The following is an 18,797-nucleotide window of genomic DNA, read 5'->3' as shown; positions in this document are numbered from 1 at the left end:
TACACATGCCCGAGTTACCGGAAGTCGAAACCACCCGGCGCGGAATTGCGCCGCACCTGGAAGGCCAGCGGGTCAGCCGTGTGGTGGTGCGTGAGCGGCGCCTGCGCTGGCCGATCCCGGAAGACCTGGATGTGCGGCTGTCCGGGCAACGCATCGTGCTGGTGGAGCGGCGGGCCAAGTATTTGTTGATCAATGCCGAGGTCGGCACGCTGATCAGCCACTTGGGCATGTCGGGCAATTTGCGCCTGGTGGAAGCCGGCAGCCCGGCGGCCAAGCATGAGCATGTGGATATAGAACTGGAGTCGGGCCTGGCCCTGCGCTACACCGACCCGCGACGCTTTGGCGCGATGCTCTGGAGCCTCGACCCGCTGAACCACGAGCTGCTGATCCGCCTGGGGCCGGAGCCGTTGACCGACCTGTTCGACGGCGAGCGGCTATTCCAGCTGTCCCGTGGACGCTCGATGGCGGTGAAGCCGTTCATCATGGACAACGCGGTGGTGGTGGGCGTGGGCAATATCTATGCGACGGAAGCGCTGTTTGCCGCCGGGATTGATCCGCGTCGGGAAGCCAAGGGCATTTCCCGTGGGCGTTACCTGAAGCTGGCGATCGAGATCAAGCGCATCCTGGCGGCGGCCATCGAGCGCGGCGGCACCACGCTGCGGGACTTTATCGGCGGCGACGGGCAGCCGGGGTATTTCCAGCAGGAATTGTTCGTCTATGGCCGTGGTGGCGAGGCGTGCAAGGTCTGTGGGACCGAATTGCGCAACGTGATGCTGGGGCAGCGGGCGAGTGTGTTTTGCCCGAAGTGTCAGAGCTGACAATTTGTGGTGCTGCTGATGGCCTATTCGCGAGCAAGCCCGCTCCCACATTCGACTGCATTCCAAAGGTGGAACTCGGTCGAATGTGGGAGCGGGCTTGCTCGCGAAGGGGCTTAATGAAGCGCCAAGGGACTTAGGCCTTCCCGGTAATCAACCGGTACTTCTCCATCAGTTGCTCTTCCGTTTCCGGATGAGCCTCGTCCAGCGGAATGCAATCCACCGGGCAAACCTGCTGGCACTGGGGTTCGTCGTAGTGGCCGACACACTGGGTGCACAGGTTGGGGTCGATCACATAGATCTCTTCACCCTGGGAAATGGCAGCGTTCGGGCACTCGGGTTCGCAGACGTCGCAGTTGATGCAATCGTCGGTGATGATCAGGGACATGGAAACTCCTGCCAGGGCTGTCAGCCAAGGCATCTGAAAACTAATGCGCGCAATTGTGCCGCATTGGCGCCCGCAGTGCGAGTCACAGCGATGGACAGTAGGAGCCGGCTTGCCGGCGATGGCGATGGGGCAGTTGCACCGTGGCGCCTGGATCGCTGGCAAGCCAGCTCCTACTGTCCGGGATTATTTCTTGAATCGCAGGGTGAGAGCATCCGCCACAGCCGGGTGCACGAACTTGGTGATATCCCCGCCCAACGCCGCGATTTCCCGGACCAACGTCGAGGAAATGAACGAATAACGTTCCGAAGGCGTAAGAAACAGGCTTTCCACGTCCGGCGCCAGTTGGCGGTTCATGTTGGCCAGCTGGAATTCGTATTCGAAGTCCGACACCGCCCGCAGGCCGCGCAGGAACACATTGGCGTTCTGTTCCTTGGCGAAGTGCGCCAGCAGCGTCGAGAAGCCGACCACTTCAACGTTGGGCAGATGCTTGGTGACCTCACGGGCCAGCTCCACGCGCTGTTCCAGGGGAAACAGCGGGTTTTTCTTGGGGCTGGCAGCGACCGCGATAATCACATGGTCGAACAAGCGCGAGGCGCGTTCGACCAGATCGCCATGGCCCTTGGTGATTGGGTCGAAGGTACCTGGGTACAACACTCGGTTCATCGCGTCGTCCTGGCGGAGTCCGTTGGGGAACCGGATGGTATCGCAGCCATCCCGGTCGGCCAAGTCAACTTATTCAGAAGAAAGCACTATAGACACCGCGAATACCCGGTTTTTTCAGGCCGTTTTCAGACGTTCGGCCAATGCCGTCGCCAGTTGCGCCGTCAATCCATACACCGATAACTGCGGGTTAGCGCCAATGCTGGTGGGGAATAGCGAGCCATCGTGGATCGACAAGTTGCGCAGTTGATGATGGCGCCCCAGGCTGTCGGCCACGGCGTTTTTCGGTTCTTCCCCCATCGCGCAACCGCCCATTACATGAGCGCTGCCGAGCCGGGTTCGGTGTAATTCGAGGTTCAACCCGTCGATCATGCTGCGGGCTTCAGCCAAGGTGTTCACGTAGCGCGCATCGCCGTGCAGCGGCATCACCGACTTGGCGCCGCCGGCAAACTGAATCTCCGCCATGCTGTGGAATGCCCGGCGCAGGCCGTCCCAGGCGTAGGGCGAAACCTGATAATCGAGCACCGGTGTGCCATCGCCGCGTAATTCGACTGTGCCACCCGGGCTGTCGGGGTGGAAGCCGTCCCGCAGCAGCGCAAGCATGGCGTGGGTTTTCGGCAGTTGACCCATGTCCAGCGCGTTCTGCGTGCCGTACCCGCCGAGCAAGGTGCTGGCCAGGCCCGGATGCAGTGGCGGTACTTCGAGCTTGTAGGACATTTTGCCGGTAGTGCCGTCCTGCCATTGGAAGTGATCGGAATAAATCGACTGCGGCGCGCCGTAGAACGGGTTGATCACCTCGTCGAACAACCCGGCGGAAAAATTCACCAGGTGTAAAAAGGTTCGCTTGCCCAGGCGCGAGTGGGGATCGGGCGCGTCCGAGCGCAGCAGCAGCGCCGGGCTGTTGATGCCGCCGCCGGCCAGTACGTAATGCTTGGCTTTGACTGTGATCTTGCGGCCGGTGGGTGCCACGCAATACTGATCCATGGCCACGCATTCGAGGCTGGTGATGGTGTCGCCGCTGAACTTCAGGCGTTCGGCACGGGCCAGGTACAGCAACTCGCCGCCTTTCTCCAGGGTGGACGGAATGGTGGTCACCAGCATTGATTGCTTGGCGTTGACCGGGCAACCCATGCCGCAATACCCCAGGTTGAAACAGCCGCGCACATTGCGCGGGATCACGTGCCAGCTGTAGCCAAGCTTTTCGCAGCCCTTGCGGATCACGTCATTGTTGGCATTCGGTGGCATGGCCCAAGGCGCGATGCCCAGGCGTTGTTCCATTTTTTCGAACCAGGGCGCCATTTCGGCGCTGCTGTGGCCCTTGACCGCGTACTCGCTGGCCCAGTGGGCGAGGGTCGGGTCCGGGGTGCGGAAGCTTGAGGTCCAGTTGATCAGCGTGGTGCCGCCGACCGCGCGGCCCTGCAGGATGGTGATAGCGCCGTCCTTGCTCATGCGGCCGATGCCTTCCTGGTAGAGGCTGGCGTAGGCCTCGTCTTCCAGCAGCTTGAAGTCGTTGCTGGTTTTCAGCGGGCCTTCTTCGATCAGCAGCACCTTGTAGCCGGCGGCGCTGAGGATTTCAGCGGTGGTGCCGCCGCCGGCGCCGCTGCCGATGATCGCGACGTCGGCTTCCAGGGTCAGGTCCTGGTCGAGGGCGGCGCCATTGTGGGTCTTCCAGCCGCGGGCCATGCCATCGCGGAACAGATCAGGTACGGGCATCAGGGTCGTCTCTTGTTTTTATCGGGATGCAGATCAGATTTTCGGTGGGCCGGGGTAGCCGCAATGCGCCCAGGACTCGGGGCGGAAATACCAGGCCATGATCACCAGCTTGAGCAACGAGCCCTGGCCCATGCGCAGCAGGTTCAGGTAGCTGTTTTCCCAACGGTGCAGGAAGTTGCGGATCTGTTCGCCGCTGGCGTTTTCCCAGCTGCCCCACACGCCGGTCAGGGGCCCACGGGTGATGGCCATGCCCAAGACGTCGAACAGTTGCTGGGTCAGCTTGAACATCTCGGGCGACAGGTGTTGCAGGCTGAAGTCGAGCTTTTTCAGGGTGTCGTCGATGCCGGCCACCACTATCTCGGCGCTGGCCACGCCCTCCAGCAGCACCGGAATCACTGCCCGCAAAAACGGCAGGTCACTGCTGCGCAACATCGCAAAGCCGCTGGCCGGGGTGCTGCTGGAGCAGCCGCTGAGGCTGGCGCCCAGCCCGGCGGTGGCCAGGAAAGCACTGGCGCACAGGCCGAGTTTCAAGACGCCGCGCCGTGACAGCGCGGGTGATTCAGTCAGGCTAGGGTTCATTCTTATTGTTATCCCGGTGATGGGTTTGTTAGCGGACGAACAGCTTCTGGATCAACTTCTGGATGGATTTGCCGTAGGGCGGGTAAATCAGCTTGGCCGCGTTCAGGCGTTGCTTGATCAGCACGCCCTTGGCCTTGCTGAAGGTCAGGAAACCTTCATGACCGTGGTAATGGCCCATGCCCGACGGGCCGATGCCGCCGAAGGGCATGTCGTCCTGGGCTACGTGCAGCAACGTGTCGTTCAGGCACACGCCGCCGGAATGGGTTTCGTGCAGTACGCGGTTCTGTTCCGCCTTGTCGTAGCCGAAGTAATACAGCGCCAGTGGGCGAGGGCGCTGATTGATGTAGGCGAAGGCTTGGTCGAGGCCGCGATACGGCACGATCGGCAGCACCGGGCCGAAGATTTCGTCCTGCATCACGGTCATCTCGTCGCTGACATTCAGCAGCAGGCTGTGGGCCATGCGGCGGTCCTGGCCCTGGTCGTACAGTGGGACCAGGGTGGCACCCTTGTCGGTGGCGTCTTTCACGTAGCCGTTGAGCCGGGCCAACTGTCGTTCGTTGATGATGGCGGTGTAGTCCGGGTTGTCGGCCAGGGTCGGATAGAACCCGCGGACCGCCTTGCTGTAGGCCTCGACGAAGCCGTCTACACGGTCTTCCGGCACCAGCACATAGTCCGGCGCCACGCAGGTTTGCCCGGCATTCAGCGCCTTGCCGAAGGCGATGCGTTCGGCGGCGTCCTTGAGCGGCACGTCGGCGGAAACAATCGCCGGTGATTTGCCGCCCAGTTCCAGGGTGACCGGCGTCAGGTGTTCGGCCGCCGCGCGCATCACGTGCTTGCCGATGCTGGTGGCGCCGGTGAACAGCAGGTGGTCAAAGCGCAGCTTGGAAAACGCCATGCCCACTTCAGCCTCGCCGAGCACCACGCACACCAGGTCCTCGGGGAAGATCTTCGCCAGCAGCGCCTTGAGCAACTGGCCGGTGGCGGGGGTGGATTCGCTGAGCTTGAGCATCACCCGGTTGCCGGCCGCCAATGCACCCACCAGCGGGCCGATGGCCAGGTACAACGGGTAGTTCCAGGGCACGATCACCCCGACCACACCCAGGGGTTGATAGATGACCTTGGCGGACGCGGGCTGGAAGGCAATGCCTACAGCGCGGCGGGAAGGTTTCATCCAGCCCTTGAGGTGTTTGCTGGCGTAGTGAATGCCATGCAGGCTGGGCATCAGTTCGGCGAACAGGGTTTCGTCGGCGCTGCGGTGGCTGAAATCACTGCTGATGGCGTTGATCAGCGCCTGGCGCTCGTCACTCAACAGCTCGCGCAAGGCCTTGAGCCATTGCTGGCGCTGGGCGGCCGGCGGCATCGGGTTGGCGGCGTAGGCTTGGCGCTGGGCGTCGAACAGTTCCTGGAGCTGGTCCAGCGCCTGGGAATCTTGCAGGTAGGCAACGTTGGCAGACATGGCGAAGTTCCCGATTGTTATTGGAATGCTTCAGTTTTTAGAGTCATTGCTCTAAATTGTCAAATAACATTGCACAACGTGCCGATTTATCCGGACAAGGATAGTCCGTAAGATGCCGCCATCACGGGTCTAGAAGTTGATTTCCCATGGCACCACGAGTAAAGACCAGCGAGCGTATTGTGCAAACCAGCCTGGAGCTGTTTAACCAGCAGGGCGAGCGCAGTGTCAGCACCAACCATATCGCCGCCCATATGGAAATTTCCCCGGGCAACCTGTACTACCACTTCCCCAACAAGCAGGCGATTATCGCAGTGCTGTTTCGTGAGTACGAAGCGTTGGTGGACAGCTTCCTGCGCCCGCCCCAGGGCCGTGCGGTGACCGTGGAAGACAAGCGCTTCTACCTGCAGGCGGTGCTGGCCGGCATGTGGCGCTACCGCTTCCTGCACCGTGACCTCGAACACCTGCTGGAAAGCGACCCGGAGCTGGCCACCGGCTATCGGCGGTTCTCCCAGCGTTGCCTGATCCAGGGCGCAGCCATCTACCAGGGGTTTGTCGATGCCGGCATCCTGAACATGGACCCGGTGCAAACCGAAGCCCTGACCCTCAACGCCTGGATCATCCTCACCTCGTGGGTGCGTTTCCTGTGCACCACCAATGAAAAGTCCACGCACCTGAGCGCTGAGGCCATCAAGCGCGGTGTGTACCAGGTGCTGGTGCTGGAAGCCGGGTTTATCACCCCCAAGGCCAAGGACGCGGTGGATGCACTGTTCAAAGAGTTTTACGTGCCGTTGAATCAGGCGCTGGAAGAAGTGAAGTAGGATGTTTCCCGAACGCTAACCTAGCCACAGGAGTCAGTCATGCCGCTTGCCCAACTGATCAGCCCCCAGCAACTGGCCGAGCGCCAGAAGTCCGGCGGGCTGGTGATCCTCGATTGCCGCTTTGCCCTGGAAGACCCGGACTACGGCCTGTGCAGCTACGCCGAAGGGCATATCGAAGGGGCGCAGTATGCCGACCTGGAGCGCCACCTCAGCGGGCCGATAATCAAGGGCGTGACCGGTCGCCATCCGTTGCCGGCGCCGGATGCGTTTATCCGGCAACTGCGGGCATGGGGCGTTAACGCCGACAGCGATATCGTTTTGTATGACGACGGCCCGGGTGCCTATGCCGCCCGTGCCTGGTGGCTGCTGGCCTGGCTGGGCAAGCGCGACGGCGTGTTCATCCTCGATGGCGGCCTGAAAGCCTGGCACGCGGCGGGCTTCCCGCTGAGCCTGGATGCGCCGGTGATCGAGCCCGGCACCTTCAGCGGCACGCCGGACAACCACTTGCAACTGGACGCCGAACACCTGCAGAAACGCCTTGGCCAGCCCGGCCTGACCCTGATCGACGCCCGCGCCCAGCCGCGTTTTCGTGGTGAAGTAGAGCCGATCGACCCGGTTGCCGGGCATATCCCCGGCGCGCAATGTGCCGCATTCAATGAAAACCTGGGCAGCGACGGCCGTTTCCTGCCGGCGGACCAGCTCAAGCAACGCTTCGCCGCCAAGCTGCAAGACCGCTCGCCGGATGACCTGGTGGCCTACTGCGGCTCGGGCGTGACTGCCTGCCACAACCTGTTTGCGCTGTGCCTGGCGGGTTACCCGTTGGGCAAGTTGTACGCGGGGTCGTGGAGCGAGTGGATCACTGATCCAAAGCGGGAAGTTGCAACAGGCGACTGAGGTCTGCCTGACCCGGTCTGAGCCAAAATGTGGGAGCTCCCACATTTTTATCGGCGTTGTGTCAGTAGCCACTCCGGGATTCTTCGTTCCAGGTAGTAAGTTGGCTGTTTCAGCGAGCCATCCACAAACCCGACATGCCCGCCCTTGGCCAGCAGTTCGAACTCGGTGCAATCCGACAGTTCGCTGGCCTCGGGCAGGCTGTGGGCGAACACGAAGGGATCGTCTGCTGCCTGGATGATCAGCGTCGGCGTGCGAATCGACCCGAGGTAGTAGCGGCTGGAGGCGCGGCGGTAGTAGTCCTCGGCACTGAGGAACCCGTGCAGCGGCGCGGTGACGCGGCCGTCAAAGTCCCAGAACGTGCGCATCTTCTCCAGCGAGCCCAGGTCGGCGAGGGTTTTCAGGCCTGCCTCGCGGCCATCCTTGAGAAACCGGCTTTGTTTGACGCGGATATAGGCCAGCATTTCGCGCATGAAATGCTTCTGATAAACCCGAGAAAAGCCCAGGCCAATGCGATCGGCGCACTGATCCAGGCGAAACGGTACCGACACGGCTGCCGCACCTTGCAGCCCGCAGGCTTCGCCGGTTTCGCCCAAGTACTTGAGCAGCACATTCCCGCCCAGTGAATACCCCACCGCATACAGCGGCGCCAACGGGCGCTTGGCCCGCAGGTGAGCGATGGTTTCGGCCAGGTCTTCACTGGCGCCGGAATGGTAGCTGCGGGCAAGCAGGTTGGGTTCGCCGGAGCAGCCACGCCAGTTCAGCGCGACGCTGGCCCAGCCTTGGGTTGCGAGGGCTTTTTGCAGGCCGGCTACATAGGGCGAGTTGGACGAGCCGGTCAGCCCGTGCAGTACCAGCACCAGCGGGGTGGTTGCGTCATGCGGCCCATGCCAGTCGAGGTCGAGAAAGTCGCCGTCTGCCAGCCACAGCCGTTCGCGCTGGCGTTCGATGTGCGTGGTTTTGCGCCACAGCGGTCCCCACAACGTTTGCAGGTGCGGGTTGCCGAGGCCGAAGGCGGGGGTAAAGCGGTCGGGCGTTTTTGACACGATGGTTCTCGCGGCAGGTGGCAGAGCGGATGAGCAACCTGTGGAGAGGGAGCTTGCTGTGGCGAGGGAGCTTGCTCCCGCTGGGCCGCGAAGCGGCCCTAAAACCGCCCCCTCAATCTCTCAGAAAACTCGGTCGCCTGCTTTGGGGCTGCTGCGCAGCCCAGCGGGAGCAAGCTCCCTCGCCACAGCAAGCTCCCTCGCCACAGGGTTAGCTTTGTGTCGTACGTTGCCACAACGCGTAATACACCCGCCCGGATTTCTGCTCGCGGTGCAGGCGCCACGTGCCCGGCAGGCCGAGTGTGGACGGTGCGGTTTCGCTTTCCGTGTAGATCCAGGCATCCGGCGCCAACCACTGACGCTCTTCCAGCAGCGCACATACAGTCGGCAGCAGGTTCTGGTTGAACGGCGGATCAAGAAACACCACATCAAACTCACGGGCTTCCTGGGTTTCCAGGTAGCGCAACGCATCAGCCGTCTGCACTTGCCCGGTGGTGCAACGCAGCGTGCCCAGGTGTTCCTTGAGGCTGGCGACCGCCACATTGCTGGCATCCAGCGCCTGGCCCAGCGCCGCGCCACGGGACAGCGACTCCAGGAACAACGCGCCGCTACCCGCGAACGGGTCCAGCACCTTGGCCCCGGCGATGTACGGCGCGAGCCAGTTGAACAGGGTTTCACGCACGCGGTCTGGCGTCGGGCGCAGGCCCACGACATCAGGGAAGCTCAGCTTACGGCTGCCCCACTCTCCGCCGATGATGCGCAGTTGGCCCACACCGTTGTGAACGTTGTGGACAGGTTTTTTGGGACGGGATGGACGGGCCATTAATGCTCCGGAACCCCGAGCGGTTGCTCGGCGGGTTTATCAGTGGGGGGCGGTAGTGGCTTTTGCGCAATCGTCGGGCCGGCGGTCACGATGACCATCTTGTCGGCACTCAAATGTTTGTTCAAAGCAGCTTTGACCTGGTCAACGGTCAGCGCCTGGGATTGTTTCATGAAATCTTCCAGGTAGCTCAGCGGCAGGTTGTAGAAACCCATGGCGCCCAGCTGCCCGACGATATCGGCGTTGCTCGCGGTGGACAGCGGGAAGCTGCCGGCCAGTTCGCGCTTGGCGTCATCGAGTTCTTTCTGTGTCGGGCCGGTCTTGAGGTAGTCGGCGAGTACGTCCTGCACCAATCGCAGCGTGCCGGCGCTCATTTCGGCGCGGGTTTGCAGGTTGATCATGAACGGGCCGCGTACCTGCATCGGCGAGAAGCCGGAGTATACGCCGTAGGTCAGGCCGCGTTTCTCGCGCACTTCGCTCATCAAACGGGTGCCGAAGCCACCGCCGCCGAGAATCTGGTTACCCAGGGACAGCGCGGCGTAATCCGGGTCGGCACGGTCGATACCCAGTTGCGCCAGCAGCAGGGTTGTCTGCTTGGACGGGAACTCGATGTGCGTGGTGCCAGCCTTGGGCTCGACCGGTTGGGCGATTTTCGCCAGCGCCGGGCCTTTTGGCAGGGACGCGGAAACCTTGGCGGTCATGGCTTCGGCTTCGGCGCGGGTCAGATCGCCGACTACGGAAATCACTGCGTTGCCGGCGGCGTAGGCCTTGGCGTGGAAGTCCTTCAATTGCGCAAGAGTCACCTTCGGCACACTCTCGGCGTTGCCTTCGCTCGGGTGCGCGTAAGGGTGGTCGCCATAGAGCTGCTTGAACAGCTCGATGCTCGCCAGTTTGCCGGGATTCTGTTTCTGGTACTCGAAGCCCGCCAGCAGCTGGTTCTTGATCCGCGCCAGGGAGTCTGCCGGGAAGGTCGGCTTGCCGATCACGTCGTCAAACAGTGACAGGGCGGCGTCACGCTTGTCGCTGGCGCTCAGGCTGCGCAGGGAAACCAGCGCCATGTCGCGGTAGGCGCCATTGCTGAAATCAGCCCCCAGGCCGTCGAAACCGGCGGCAATCTGGCTGACGTCCTTGCCCGGCACGCCTTCGTTGAGCATTGCGTTGGTCAACAGCGCCAGGCCTGGTGTTGCGCCGTCCTGGCTGCTGCCGGCGGCGAACAGGATGCGCATGTCGAACATCGGCAGTTCATGGGCTTCGACGAACAGCACCTTGGCGCCTTCGGCGGTGGTCCAGGTTTGCACGTCGAGCTTGCGGTTGGTCGGCGCCTTGTCGTCCAGCTCGGCCAGGGATTGCAGCTTGTTGGCGGACTTGGCCTGCTCCAGCGCCTGGCTGGCGACGGATTCGCTGGGGCGCAGCAAGTACACCGCGCAGGCCGCAGCCAAAGTCACCACGATCAGGCCGGGCAGCACCAGGCGGTTGTTTTTACGTTCACTCATGAGCGGTCTCCTCAGGCAAGACATGGGCGACGCTGAGACGTTCGCGGGTGAAATAGGTGCGTGCAGCTTTCTGGATATCTTCGGCGGTGACGCTTTGCAGCTCGGCCAGCTCGGTGTCCATGAGTTTCCAGGACAGGCCCACCGTCTCCAGGGAGCCGATGGCAGTGGCCTGGCTGGTGATCGAGTCGCGCTGGTAAACCACGCCGGCGATGACCTGGGCGCGGATACGCTCCAGTTCTTCAGCGCTCGGTGGCTTGGCCTTCAGCTCATCCAGCAGGCGCCACAGGCCGGCTTCAGCCTGGGCCACGGTCTTTTTCTTTTGCAGGTTCGGTGTGGCAGTCAGGGTGAACAGGCTGTCACCGCGGGTGTAGGCGTCGTAGCTCGACGAGCCGCCGGACACCAGCTCTTCGCCGCGCTCCAGTTGTGTCGAGATGCGCGCGCTGTAGCCGCCGTCCAGCAGGGCCGAGATCAGGCGCAGGGCGTTGACCGAGCGTTTGTCTTCAGCGGTGGCCAGGCTCGGCACGTTGAAACCAAGGATCACGCTCGGCAGTTTGGTCTGTACATGCATAGTCAGCAGGCGTTCACCGGGCTCGGCCAGTTCCAGCGGGATTTTCGCCGGGGGGACGTCGCGCTTGGGGATCGGGCCGAAATAGCGCTGGGCCAGGGTTTTGACTTCATCCGGGGTTACGTCGCCCACCACTACCAGGGTGGCGTTGTTCGGCACGTACCAGGATTGGTACCAGTGGCGCAGCTCTTCAACCTTCATGCGGTCCAGGTCGGCCATCCAGCCGATGGTCGGCGTGTGGTAGCCGCTGGCCGGGTAGGCCATGGCCTTGAAGCGCTCATAGGCCTTGGACATCGGGTTGTCGTCGGTGCGCATCCGGCGCTCTTCCTTGATCACCTCGATCTCGCGGCTGAACTCGTCGGCCGGCAAGCGCAGGCTGGCCATGCGGTCGGCTTCCAGCTCGAAGGCGACGCCCAGGCGGTCACGGGCCAGCACTTGGTAGTAGGCGGTGTAGTCGTCGCTGGTGAAGGCGTTTTCTTCGGCGCCCAGGTCACGCAGGATCAACGAAGCCTCGCCGGGGCCGACCTTGGCGCTGCCCTTGAACATCATGTGTTCCAGGGCGTGGGACAAACCGGTCTGGCCCGGGGTTTCGTAGCTGGAGCCAACCTTGTACCAGACCTGGGAAACCACCACCGGGGCGCGATGGTCTTCGCGCACGACGACCTTGAGGCCGTTGTCCAGGGTGAATTCATGGGTGGGTTGTGGGTCGGCAGCCAAAGCTGAAAGGGGCAGACAAACTGTGCTGAGCAGCAGGCCTGCGGCGCGGCGGGCTAGAGCATTCATTCGTTTTTAAACCTGTTGGGCTGCCCGCTTGGTCTTAGCGTCGGCGGGCGAGGAGGTGCTAGGATACTGGTCCGACCTAGGGACGGCCACTATGGCTGTCTTGTTAAGGCTCTATTTAGGCCTTACAAAATGTTGCGCATGAACGAGCTGGCTAAAAAACAGTCTGTTACGCATCGAATTTTATTTACCGGCACGCCCCCTGGCGCGTCGCTACCTTGAGATAGCCGTCTCCATGTTTGGTTCCAACGACGACAAGAAGACCCCAGCTGCGGCTGGCGAGAAAAAAGGCCTGTTCGGATGGCTGCGCAAAAAGCCGCAGGAAACCGTCGTCGAACAGCCGCAGGTTCAAGCTGAACCGATCCCCGAATCCATAGTAGAAGCCGAACCGGTTGCCGAAACACCGGCCCCGGTGGTGTTGCCGATGGCCGAGCCGGTGTTGCAGCCGGTGGTTGAGCCAGAACCTGCGCCAGAGCCAGAGCCAGAGCCAGTGCACAAGCCATGGCTGGTGTTGCCGGTGGCAGAAGAGCCTGTAGCACTGGTTGAAGACGAGCTGGCCGCGCATGTGACGCCGCCGATTCCGGCCCTCGTGGAGCCTGCGCCCGTTGTGGTCCAGGCGCCGCCAGTGGTTGAGGTGCCTGCACCGATGGTTGCCGAACCTGTTCCGGTCTCCGTCGCCGCGCCAGCAGTCATCGAAGAGCCTGCTGTTCCTGCCGAAACCGGCAAGACCGGTTTCTTTGCCCGCCTCAAGCAAGGCCTGAGCAAGACCAGCGCCAGCATCGGCGAAGGCATGGCCAGCCTGTTCCTCGGCAAAAAGACCATCGATGACGAGCTGCTGGAGGACATCGAAACCCGCCTGCTGACCGCCGACGTGGGCGTCGAAGCCACCGCCGTGATCATCCAGAGCCTGACCCAGAAGGTCGCGCGCAAGCAGCTGACCGACGCCGATGCGCTCTACAAGTCGCTGCAGGCCGAGCTGGCCAACATGCTCAAGCCGGTGGAAGCGCCGCTGATCATCGACACGCAGAAAAAGCCGTTTGTGATCCTGGTGGTTGGCGTCAACGGCGCCGGCAAGACCACCACCATCGGCAAGTTGGCGAAGAAGCTGCAACTGGAAGGCAAGAAAGTCATGCTCGCCGCCGGTGACACCTTCCGTGCCGCCGCCGTGGAGCAATTGCAGGTCTGGGGCGAGCGCAACAAGATCCCGGTCATCGCCCAGCACACCGGCGCCGATTCGGCCTCGGTGATCTTCGATGCGGTGCAGGCCGCCAAGGCGCGCAACATTGATGTGCTGATCGCCGATACCGCCGGTCGCCTGCACACCAAAGACAACCTGATGGAAGAGCTGAAGAAAGTTCGCCGCGTCATCGGCAAGCTCGATGCCGACGCGCCCCACGAGGTATTGCTGGTGCTGGACGCCGGTACCGGCCAGAACGCCATCAGCCAGGCCAAACAATTCCACCAGACGGTCCAGCTGACCGGCCTGGCATTGACTAAGCTCGACGGCACGGCCAAGGGCGGTGTGATCTTCGCCCTGGCCAAGCAGTTCGGGTTGCCGATTCGTTACATCGGCGTCGGTGAAGGCATCGACGACCTGCGCACTTTTGAAGCCGAACCCTTTGTACAGGCACTGTTTGCCGAGCGGGAGCGTTCATGATTCGTTTCGAACAGGTCGGTAAACGCTACGCCAACGGGCATGTCGGCTTGCATGAGCTGAGTTTCCGGGTGCGTCGCGGCGAATTCTTGTTTGTGACCGGCCATTCGGGTGCCGGTAAAAGTACCTTGTTGCGTCTGCTGCTGGCCATGGAGCGCCCAACCACCGGCAAACTGCTGCTGGCGGGCCAGGACCTGGCAACCATCAGCAACGCACAGATTCCATTCCTGCGTCGCCAGATCGGCGTGGTGTTCCAGAACCACCAGTTGCTGTTCGATCGCACGGTGTTCAACAACATCGCCTTGCCGTTGCAGATTCTCGGTCTGTCCAAGGCCGAAATCGTCAAGCGCGTGGATTCGGCCCTGGAGCGCGTGGCGCTGTCGGACAAGACCGACCTGTACCCAGGCGACCTGTCCACCGGCCAGCAACAGCGCGTCGGCATCGCCCGCGCCATCGTCCATCGCCCGGCCTTGCTGCTGGCGGACGAACCCACCGGTAACCTCGACCCGCGCCTGGCCGCAGAAATCATGGGCGTGTTCGAAGACATCAACCGCCTGGGCACCAGCGTGCTGATCGCCAGTCACGACCTGGCGCTGATCGCCCGCATGCGCCACCGCATGCTGACCCTGCAACGCGGCCGCCTGATCGGTGACGGGGAGGCTGGGGTATGAGTGCAACACGCAGCCCGAAGGTTTCCGAGCGCGTCGCGCCAAAGGCGGCCGACCCGCAGCCACAGAAGAAAAAACGCGACGAAGACGATGGCCCGGATTTCGGCACCCTGGTGCATGCCTGGATCGAAAGCCACCGTGCCAGCCTGGTAGACAGCCTGCGCCGCCTCGGCAAGCAGCCGATCGGCAGCTTTTTTACCTGCCTGGTCATGGCCGTGGCCTTGAGCCTGCCCATGGGCTTGTCATTGCTGCTGAACAATGTCGAGCGCCTTGGCGGTTCGTGGCAGCGGGCGGCGCAGATTTCCCTGTACCTGAACCTGGATGCCAGCGCCCAGGACGGTGAGTCCCTGCGCGACCAGATCAAGGGCATTCCGGGTGTGGCCGAGGCTGAGTACATCAGCCGCGATCAAGCCCTGGAAGAGTTCCAGCAACAGTCCGGCCTGGGCGAGGCGCTCAAGGAGTTGCCGCAAAACCCGCTGCCGGGCGTGGTGCTGGTCACCCCGAACGAGGTCGACAAGACCACCCTGGAAGCCCTGCGACAAAAACTCGCAGAGCTGCCGAAGGTCCAACAGGCACAACTTGATCTAGTCTGGGTAGAGCGGTTGGCCGCGATTCTCAAGCTGGGCGACCGGTTTGTGTTCGGCCTGACGGTGTTGCTGGTGTCTGCATTACTTTTGGTGATAGGCAATACCATTCGTCTTCATATTGAAAACCGCCGCACCGAGATAGAAGTGATTAAACTCGTCGGCGGTACGGACAGCTATGTGCGTCGGCCTTTTCTGTACATGGGTGCGCTTTATGGCTTCGGTGCGGGAATTTTGTCCTGGGGCGTACTGGCTTTTGGCCTGAACTGGCTGAACGATGCGGTGGTGGGGCTTGCCGGTTTGTACGGCAGCGATTTTGCCCTGGCCGGCGTGCCGGCAGCCGATGGTCTGTCATTGTTGCTTGGGGCAGTGCTCTTGGGGTATATCGGTGCTTGGATTGCGGTCGCACGGCATTTACGTGAGCTGGCACCGAAGTAGTTAATGTCAGGGTAATGTGGTTTCGTTTGTATTGACCGTATCAGTGGTTTAGGGAACTTGTCCTACGGTTCCCGGTCAATTTTCGCAGTGCTGAACTGCACGAGTTATGTGAGTCGGAGGTTTTTTCGTATGACCACTTCTTTGCAACCTGCTTATGCTCTGGTCCCGGGTGCGAACCTGGAGGCCTATGTGCACACGGTCAACAGCATTCCATTGCTGACGCCCGAGCAGGAGCGTGAACTGGCCGAGAGTCTCTACTATGAGCAGGATTTGGGGGCGGCTCGGCAGATGGTGCTCGCCCACCTGCGTTTTGTCGTACATATCGCCCGTAGCTATAGCGGCTACGGCCTGGCCCAGGCTGACCTGATTCAGGAAGGCAACGTTGGCCTGATGAAAGCTGTGAAGCGCTTCAACCCGGAAATGGGTGTGCGCCTGGTGTCGTTTGCTGTGCACTGGATCAAGGCGGAAATTCACGAATTCATCCTGCGCAACTGGCGCATCGTGAAAGTCGCGACCACCAAGGCCCAGCGCAAACTGTTCTTCAACCTGCGCAGCCAGAAGAAACGCCTGGCGTGGCTGAACAACGAAGAAGTGCATCGCGTGGCCGAAAGCCTCGGCGTAGAGCCACGTGAAGTGCGCGAGATGGAAAGTCGCCTGACCGGCCATGACATGGCCTTCGACCCGGCCGCCGAAGCGGACGACGACAGCGCCTTCCAATCGCCGGCCAACTACCTGGAAGACCACCGGTACGACCCGGCGCGTCAGCTGGAAGATGCCGACTGGAGCGACAACTCCAATCACAACCTGCACGAAGCGCTGGAAGTGCTGGACGACCGCAGCCGTGACATTCTCTACCAGCGCTGGTTGGCAGAAGAAAAAGCCACGCTGCACGACCTGGCGCAGAAGTACAACGTGTCGGCCGAGCGGATTCGTCAGCTCGAGAAGAGTGCGATGAACAAGCTGAAACTGTCGATCGCCGCCTGACACAGGTAGCTAGGACAGCGCGATCGAAATGTGGGAGCGGGCTTGCTCGCGAAAGCGGTGGATCAGTCACCTAAGGTATTGACTGGCACACCGCTTTCGCGAGCAAGCCCGCTCCCACTTTTGTTTTGTGGTGGGTCAGTCAGCCCAGAGCGCCTTGCGCGAGTTGTTCAGCTCATTCAAATAGCTGTCGCCACCCAACTGACTCATCTGCTGCCGAATCCACGCCGCCCGTCGCGCGACATACGACGTTGGATGGCTGGCACTCCACACCCGCGGATTAGGCAACACCGCCGCCAGGTAGCTGGCCTGCTGGCGGGTCAGCGCCTTGGCGCTCACGCCAAAGTGATGCCGCGCCGCCGCTTCGGCGCCGAACACGCCTTCATCCCATTCCACGCTGTTGAGGTACACCTCAAGAATTCGCTGCTTGGGCCAGAGAATTTCGATCAGCCCGGTAAACCAGGCTTCCAGCCCCTTGCGGAAATAGCTGCGGCCGGTCCACAGGAACAGATTCTTCGACACCTGCTGGCTCAAGGTGCTGGCGCCACGAATCGAACCGCCGCGCTCGTTATGCTGCAATGCCGCCTGGATCGCGCCGAAATCAAAACCCCAATGTTGCGGGAAGCGCTGGTCTTCGCCCGCCATCACCGCCACTTTCAGTTCGTCGGAGATCTGATCCCACGGCACCCACGTGCGCTGTACGTCAATCGGCTCGCCGTCGACCCAGGACTCGACCTTGCGCTCAACCATCAACGCAGTGCCCGGTGGCGGCACGAAACGGAACAGCAGCACCAGCAGCACGCTGCCGATGGCAAACCACTTGAGGGCTTTGAGAAAACGCTTGAAGAGGAGACGCAGCATAGAGATGGCTTGGCCGAACCCGTTGAGCGGGCCATTATACAGACCCTGCCCCCTGAGTCTGACTGGAGTTCCTCATGTTGCGTGGCTTTCTGATGCTGGCTGCCTTTTTCGGTTTCACCGGCGTCGCCCTGGGCGCGTTTGCCGCCCACGGCCTGAAAAACCGCCTGAGCGCCGAGTACCTGGCGATTTTCCACACCGGCGTGACCTACCAGTTGGTGCACACCCTGGCGCTGTTCGGCGTGGCACTGTTGGCGGCGCACATCCCGGGCAGGCTGGTGACGTGGGCGGGTGTGTCTTTTGCCGTGGGCATCCTGCTGTTCTCCGGCAGCCTGTATGTGCTGACCATGACCGGCATCAGCAAGCTCGGCATCATCACCCCGTTTGGTGGCCTGGCGTTCCTGCTGGGCTGGTTCTTCCTCGGTTTGGCGGCGTGGCGTCTACAGGCTGCCTGACCAAGGGGCTTGGGCCAGCAACGTCAATCACGCTAGAATGCTGGCCCCTAAAAACGATGGCGGCCCGTGGCATGCGCATTCAGTTGAACGGCGAACCCTTTGAACTGCCCGACGGTGAAACCGTTGCGGCCCTGCTGACCCGTCTGGACTTGACCGGACGCCGCGTCGCAGTGGAGCTCAACCAGGATATCGTCCCGCGTAGCCAGCACGTCGAGACCGCGCTCACCGAGGGTGACCAGGTCGAAGTGGTCCACGCCATCGGCGGCGGCTAGCCGTCCGGCGCTCCAGGGCGCCAACCCGCATTCTGCAGAACCTCACCCCAACTCGAGGATTTCCCATGAGCATCGTTCGTAGCGACAAGCCTTTCGTCCTGGCCGGTCGTACCTTCCAGTCGCGTCTGCTGGTCGGCACCGGCAAGTACCGCGACATGGAAGAAACCCGCCTGGCCATCGAAGCCTCGGGCGCCGAGATCGTTACTTTCGCCGTGCGCCGCACCAACCTCGGCCAGATCGAGGGCGAGCCGAACCTGCTCGAAGTGCTGTCGCCGGATCGCTACACCTTCCTGCCGAACACCGCCGGTTGCTACGACGCCATCGAAGCCGTGCGCACCTGCCGCCTGGCCCGTGAGCTGCTCGACGGCCACAACCTGGTGAAGCTGGAAGTGCTGGCCGACCAGAAAACCCTGTTCCCCAACGTGATCGAAACCCTCAAGGCCGCCGAAACCCTGGTCAAGGAAGGCTTCGACGTGATGGTCTACACCAGTGATGACCCGATCATTGCCCGTCAATTGGCGGAAATCGGCTGCATCGCGGTGATGCCGCTGGCCGGCCTGATCGGTTCCGGCCTGGGCATCTGCAATCCGTACAACCTGCAGATCATCCTCGAGGAAGCCAGGATCCCGGTATTGGTGGATGCGGGCGTGGGCACTGCCTCCGACGCCACCATCGCCATGGAACTGGGTTGCGATGCGGTGCTGATGAACTCGGCGATCGCCCATGCGCAGCAGCCGGTCCTGATGGCTGAAGCCATGAACCACGCAATTGTCGCCGGCCGCCTGGCGTATCTCGCCGGGCGCATGCCGAAAAAACTTTACGCCAGCGCCTCCTCGCCGCTGGATGGTCTGATCAAGTAAGAGCCA

20 protein-coding genes are annotated in these 18,797 nt (G+C 62.2%); 10 read left to right on the top strand and 10 right to left on the bottom strand.

Translation table 11 applies throughout. The features are described from left to right. Positions 1-5 precede the first annotated feature (5 nt). Positions 6-818: a bifunctional DNA-formamidopyrimidine glycosylase/DNA-(apurinic or apyrimidinic site) lyase gene (mutM, locus tag HX811_RS29870; RefSeq protein ID WP_008438968.1), complete on the top strand. Its 813-nt coding sequence runs from the start codon at positions 6-8 to the stop codon at positions 816-818. 133 nt (positions 819-951) lie between these two features. On the opposite strand, the gene HX811_RS29865 is transcribed toward mutM, so the two are convergent. From HX811_RS29865 to HX811_RS29845, 5 genes are all read right to left on the bottom strand, one after another. Further along, the gene (locus tag HX811_RS29865; RefSeq protein WP_003213796.1) at positions 952-1,203 is read right to left on the bottom strand and encodes a YfhL family 4Fe-4S dicluster ferredoxin; all 252 of its coding nucleotides are present in this window, start codon (positions 1,201-1,203) and stop codon (positions 952-954) included. Between the two features lie 183 nt (positions 1,204-1,386). Then, a complete protein-coding gene (coaD, locus tag HX811_RS29860) occupies positions 1,387-1,866 on the bottom strand; it encodes a pantetheine-phosphate adenylyltransferase (RefSeq protein ID WP_003176711.1) in 480 nt (159 codons plus the stop codon). A gap of 114 nt (positions 1,867-1,980) precedes the next feature. After that, complete coding sequence (locus tag HX811_RS29855; RefSeq protein ID WP_003213795.1) at positions 1,981-3,576, bottom strand: GMC family oxidoreductase; 1,596 nt, start codon at positions 3,574-3,576, stop codon at positions 1,981-1,983. A 33-nt stretch (positions 3,577-3,609) separates the two neighbouring features. Beyond that, entirely contained in the window at positions 3,610-4,155 is a 546-nt protein-coding gene (locus HX811_RS29850) for a twin-arginine translocation pathway signal protein (RefSeq protein WP_102370105.1), read from the bottom strand. 28 nt (positions 4,156-4,183) lie between these two features. Continuing rightward, positions 4,184-5,611, bottom strand: coding sequence for a coniferyl aldehyde dehydrogenase (locus HX811_RS29845; RefSeq protein ID WP_134327473.1), 1,428 nt, complete (start codon positions 5,609-5,611; stop codon positions 4,184-4,186). 146 nt (positions 5,612-5,757) lie between these two features. Between HX811_RS29845 and HX811_RS29840 the strand changes: the two genes are divergently transcribed. Further along, entirely contained in the window at positions 5,758-6,429 is a 672-nt protein-coding gene (locus HX811_RS29840) for a TetR/AcrR family transcriptional regulator (protein ID WP_003213791.1), read from the top strand. A 39-nt stretch (positions 6,430-6,468) separates the two neighbouring features. After that, positions 6,469-7,323 carry a sulfurtransferase gene (locus tag HX811_RS29835; RefSeq protein WP_087693253.1) on the top strand — a complete coding sequence of 285 codons (855 nt, stop codon included), beginning with the start codon at positions 6,469-6,471 and terminating at the stop codon, positions 7,321-7,323. 47 nt (positions 7,324-7,370) lie between these two features. Here HX811_RS29835 and HX811_RS29830 read toward each other — a convergent pair whose 3' ends face one another. The 4 genes from HX811_RS29830 to HX811_RS29815 all read right to left on the bottom strand — a co-directional run bounded on the left by HX811_RS29830 (position 7,371) and on the right by HX811_RS29815 (position 12,024). After that, complete coding sequence (locus HX811_RS29830) at positions 7,371-8,366, bottom strand: hydrolase (protein WP_177048554.1); 996 nt, start codon at positions 8,364-8,366, stop codon at positions 7,371-7,373. A gap of 208 nt (positions 8,367-8,574) precedes the next feature. Beyond that, positions 8,575-9,186 carry a 16S rRNA (guanine(966)-N(2))-methyltransferase RsmD gene (rsmD, locus tag HX811_RS29825; RefSeq protein WP_063026488.1) on the bottom strand — a complete coding sequence of 204 codons (612 nt, stop codon included), beginning with the start codon at positions 9,184-9,186 and terminating at the stop codon, positions 8,575-8,577. Next, complete coding sequence (locus HX811_RS29820; protein WP_003213787.1) at positions 9,186-10,676, bottom strand: pitrilysin family protein; 1,491 nt, start codon at positions 10,674-10,676, stop codon at positions 9,186-9,188. The genes rsmD and HX811_RS29820 overlap by 1 nt, the downstream gene beginning before the upstream one ends. Next, complete coding sequence (locus HX811_RS29815; RefSeq protein WP_003213786.1) at positions 10,669-12,024, bottom strand: pitrilysin family protein; 1,356 nt, start codon at positions 12,022-12,024, stop codon at positions 10,669-10,671. The genes HX811_RS29820 and HX811_RS29815 overlap by 8 nt, the downstream gene beginning before the upstream one ends. Positions 12,025-12,256: 232 nt before the next feature. Between HX811_RS29815 and ftsY the strand changes: the two genes are divergently transcribed. From ftsY to rpoH, 4 genes are all read left to right on the top strand, one after another. Beyond that, positions 12,257-13,678 (top strand): signal recognition particle-docking protein FtsY, encoded by a 1,422-nt coding sequence (ftsY, locus tag HX811_RS29810; protein WP_177048552.1) that lies wholly within the window; start codon positions 12,257-12,259, stop codon positions 13,676-13,678. Further along, positions 13,675-14,346, top strand: coding sequence for a cell division ATP-binding protein FtsE (gene ftsE / locus HX811_RS29805; RefSeq protein ID WP_003213784.1), 672 nt, complete (start codon positions 13,675-13,677; stop codon positions 14,344-14,346). Before ftsY ends, ftsE begins: the two co-directional genes overlap by 4 nt. Next, positions 14,343-15,365, top strand: a complete 1,023-nt coding sequence (ftsX, locus tag HX811_RS29800; protein WP_003213783.1) for a permease-like cell division protein FtsX — start codon at positions 14,343-14,345, stop codon at positions 15,363-15,365. Before ftsE ends, ftsX begins: the two co-directional genes overlap by 4 nt. A 129-nt stretch (positions 15,366-15,494) precedes the next feature. Beyond that, positions 15,495-16,349 carry an RNA polymerase sigma factor RpoH gene (gene rpoH, locus HX811_RS29795; protein ID WP_003176698.1) on the top strand — a complete coding sequence of 285 codons (855 nt, stop codon included), beginning with the start codon at positions 15,495-15,497 and terminating at the stop codon, positions 16,347-16,349. Positions 16,350-16,484: 135 nt separating this feature from the next. Here rpoH and mtgA read toward each other — a convergent pair whose 3' ends face one another. Next, entirely contained in the window at positions 16,485-17,207 is a 723-nt protein-coding gene (gene mtgA, locus HX811_RS29790) for a monofunctional biosynthetic peptidoglycan transglycosylase (protein WP_003213782.1), read from the bottom strand. Positions 17,208-17,281: 74 nt separating this feature from the next. Between mtgA and HX811_RS29785 the strand changes: the two genes are divergently transcribed. From HX811_RS29785 to HX811_RS29775, 3 genes are all read left to right on the top strand, one after another. Continuing rightward, a complete protein-coding gene (locus HX811_RS29785) occupies positions 17,282-17,659 on the top strand; it encodes a DUF423 domain-containing protein (RefSeq protein WP_003213781.1) in 378 nt (125 codons plus the stop codon). A gap of 71 nt (positions 17,660-17,730) precedes the next feature. Further along, on the top strand, positions 17,731-17,931 hold the full coding sequence (gene thiS, locus HX811_RS29780) for a sulfur carrier protein ThiS (protein WP_008434168.1): 201 nt from the start codon (positions 17,731-17,733) through the stop codon (positions 17,929-17,931). 65 nt (positions 17,932-17,996) lie between these two features. Then, a complete protein-coding gene (locus HX811_RS29775) occupies positions 17,997-18,791 on the top strand; it encodes a thiazole synthase (protein ID WP_008434166.1) in 795 nt (264 codons plus the stop codon). Positions 18,792-18,797 lie beyond the last annotated feature (6 nt).

The sequence above is a fragment of the Pseudomonas sp. F8002 genome, from assembly GCF_013385495.1.
GTDB lineage: Bacteria > Pseudomonadota > Gammaproteobacteria > Pseudomonadales > Pseudomonadaceae > Aquipseudomonas.
This window is presented reverse-complemented; position numbering and strand designations above follow the sequence as displayed.

Coding starts and splice junctions, on each gene's coding strand:
- mtgA (WP_003213782.1), bottom strand. CDS start 17,207: ATGCTGCGTCTCCTCTTCAAGCGTTTTCTCAAAGCCCTCAAGTGGTTT.
- HX811_RS29815 (WP_003213786.1), bottom strand. CDS start 12,024: ATGAATGCTCTAGCCCGCCGCGCCGCAGGCCTGCTGCTCAGCACAGTT.
- HX811_RS29785 (WP_003213781.1), top strand. CDS start 17,282: ATGTTGCGTGGCTTTCTGATGCTGGCTGCCTTTTTCGGTTTCACCGGC.
- ftsX (WP_003213783.1), top strand. CDS start 14,343: ATGAGTGCAACACGCAGCCCGAAGGTTTCCGAGCGCGTCGCGCCAAAG.
- rsmD (WP_063026488.1), bottom strand. CDS start 9,186: ATGGCCCGTCCATCCCGTCCCAAAAAACCTGTCCACAACGTTCACAAC.
- HX811_RS29855 (WP_003213795.1), bottom strand. CDS start 3,576: ATGCCCGTACCTGATCTGTTCCGCGATGGCATGGCCCGCGGCTGGAAG.
- rpoH (WP_003176698.1), top strand. CDS start 15,495: ATGACCACTTCTTTGCAACCTGCTTATGCTCTGGTCCCGGGTGCGAAC.
- HX811_RS29820 (WP_003213787.1), bottom strand. CDS start 10,676: ATGAGTGAACGTAAAAACAACCGCCTGGTGCTGCCCGGCCTGATCGTG.
- coaD (WP_003176711.1), bottom strand. CDS start 1,866: ATGAACCGAGTGTTGTACCCAGGTACCTTCGACCCAATCACCAAGGGC.
- HX811_RS29775 (WP_008434166.1), top strand. CDS start 17,997: ATGAGCATCGTTCGTAGCGACAAGCCTTTCGTCCTGGCCGGTCGTACC.
- mutM (WP_008438968.1), top strand. CDS start 6: ATGCCCGAGTTACCGGAAGTCGAAACCACCCGGCGCGGAATTGCGCCG.
- ftsY (WP_177048552.1), top strand. CDS start 12,257: ATGTTTGGTTCCAACGACGACAAGAAGACCCCAGCTGCGGCTGGCGAG.
- thiS (WP_008434168.1), top strand. CDS start 17,731: ATGCGCATTCAGTTGAACGGCGAACCCTTTGAACTGCCCGACGGTGAA.
- HX811_RS29835 (WP_087693253.1), top strand. CDS start 6,469: ATGCCGCTTGCCCAACTGATCAGCCCCCAGCAACTGGCCGAGCGCCAG.
- HX811_RS29865 (WP_003213796.1), bottom strand. CDS start 1,203: ATGTCCCTGATCATCACCGACGATTGCATCAACTGCGACGTCTGCGAA.
- HX811_RS29840 (WP_003213791.1), top strand. CDS start 5,758: ATGGCACCACGAGTAAAGACCAGCGAGCGTATTGTGCAAACCAGCCTG.
- ftsE (WP_003213784.1), top strand. CDS start 13,675: ATGATTCGTTTCGAACAGGTCGGTAAACGCTACGCCAACGGGCATGTC.
- HX811_RS29850 (WP_102370105.1), bottom strand. CDS start 4,155: ATGAACCCTAGCCTGACTGAATCACCCGCGCTGTCACGGCGCGGCGTC.
- HX811_RS29845 (WP_134327473.1), bottom strand. CDS start 5,611: ATGTCTGCCAACGTTGCCTACCTGCAAGATTCCCAGGCGCTGGACCAG.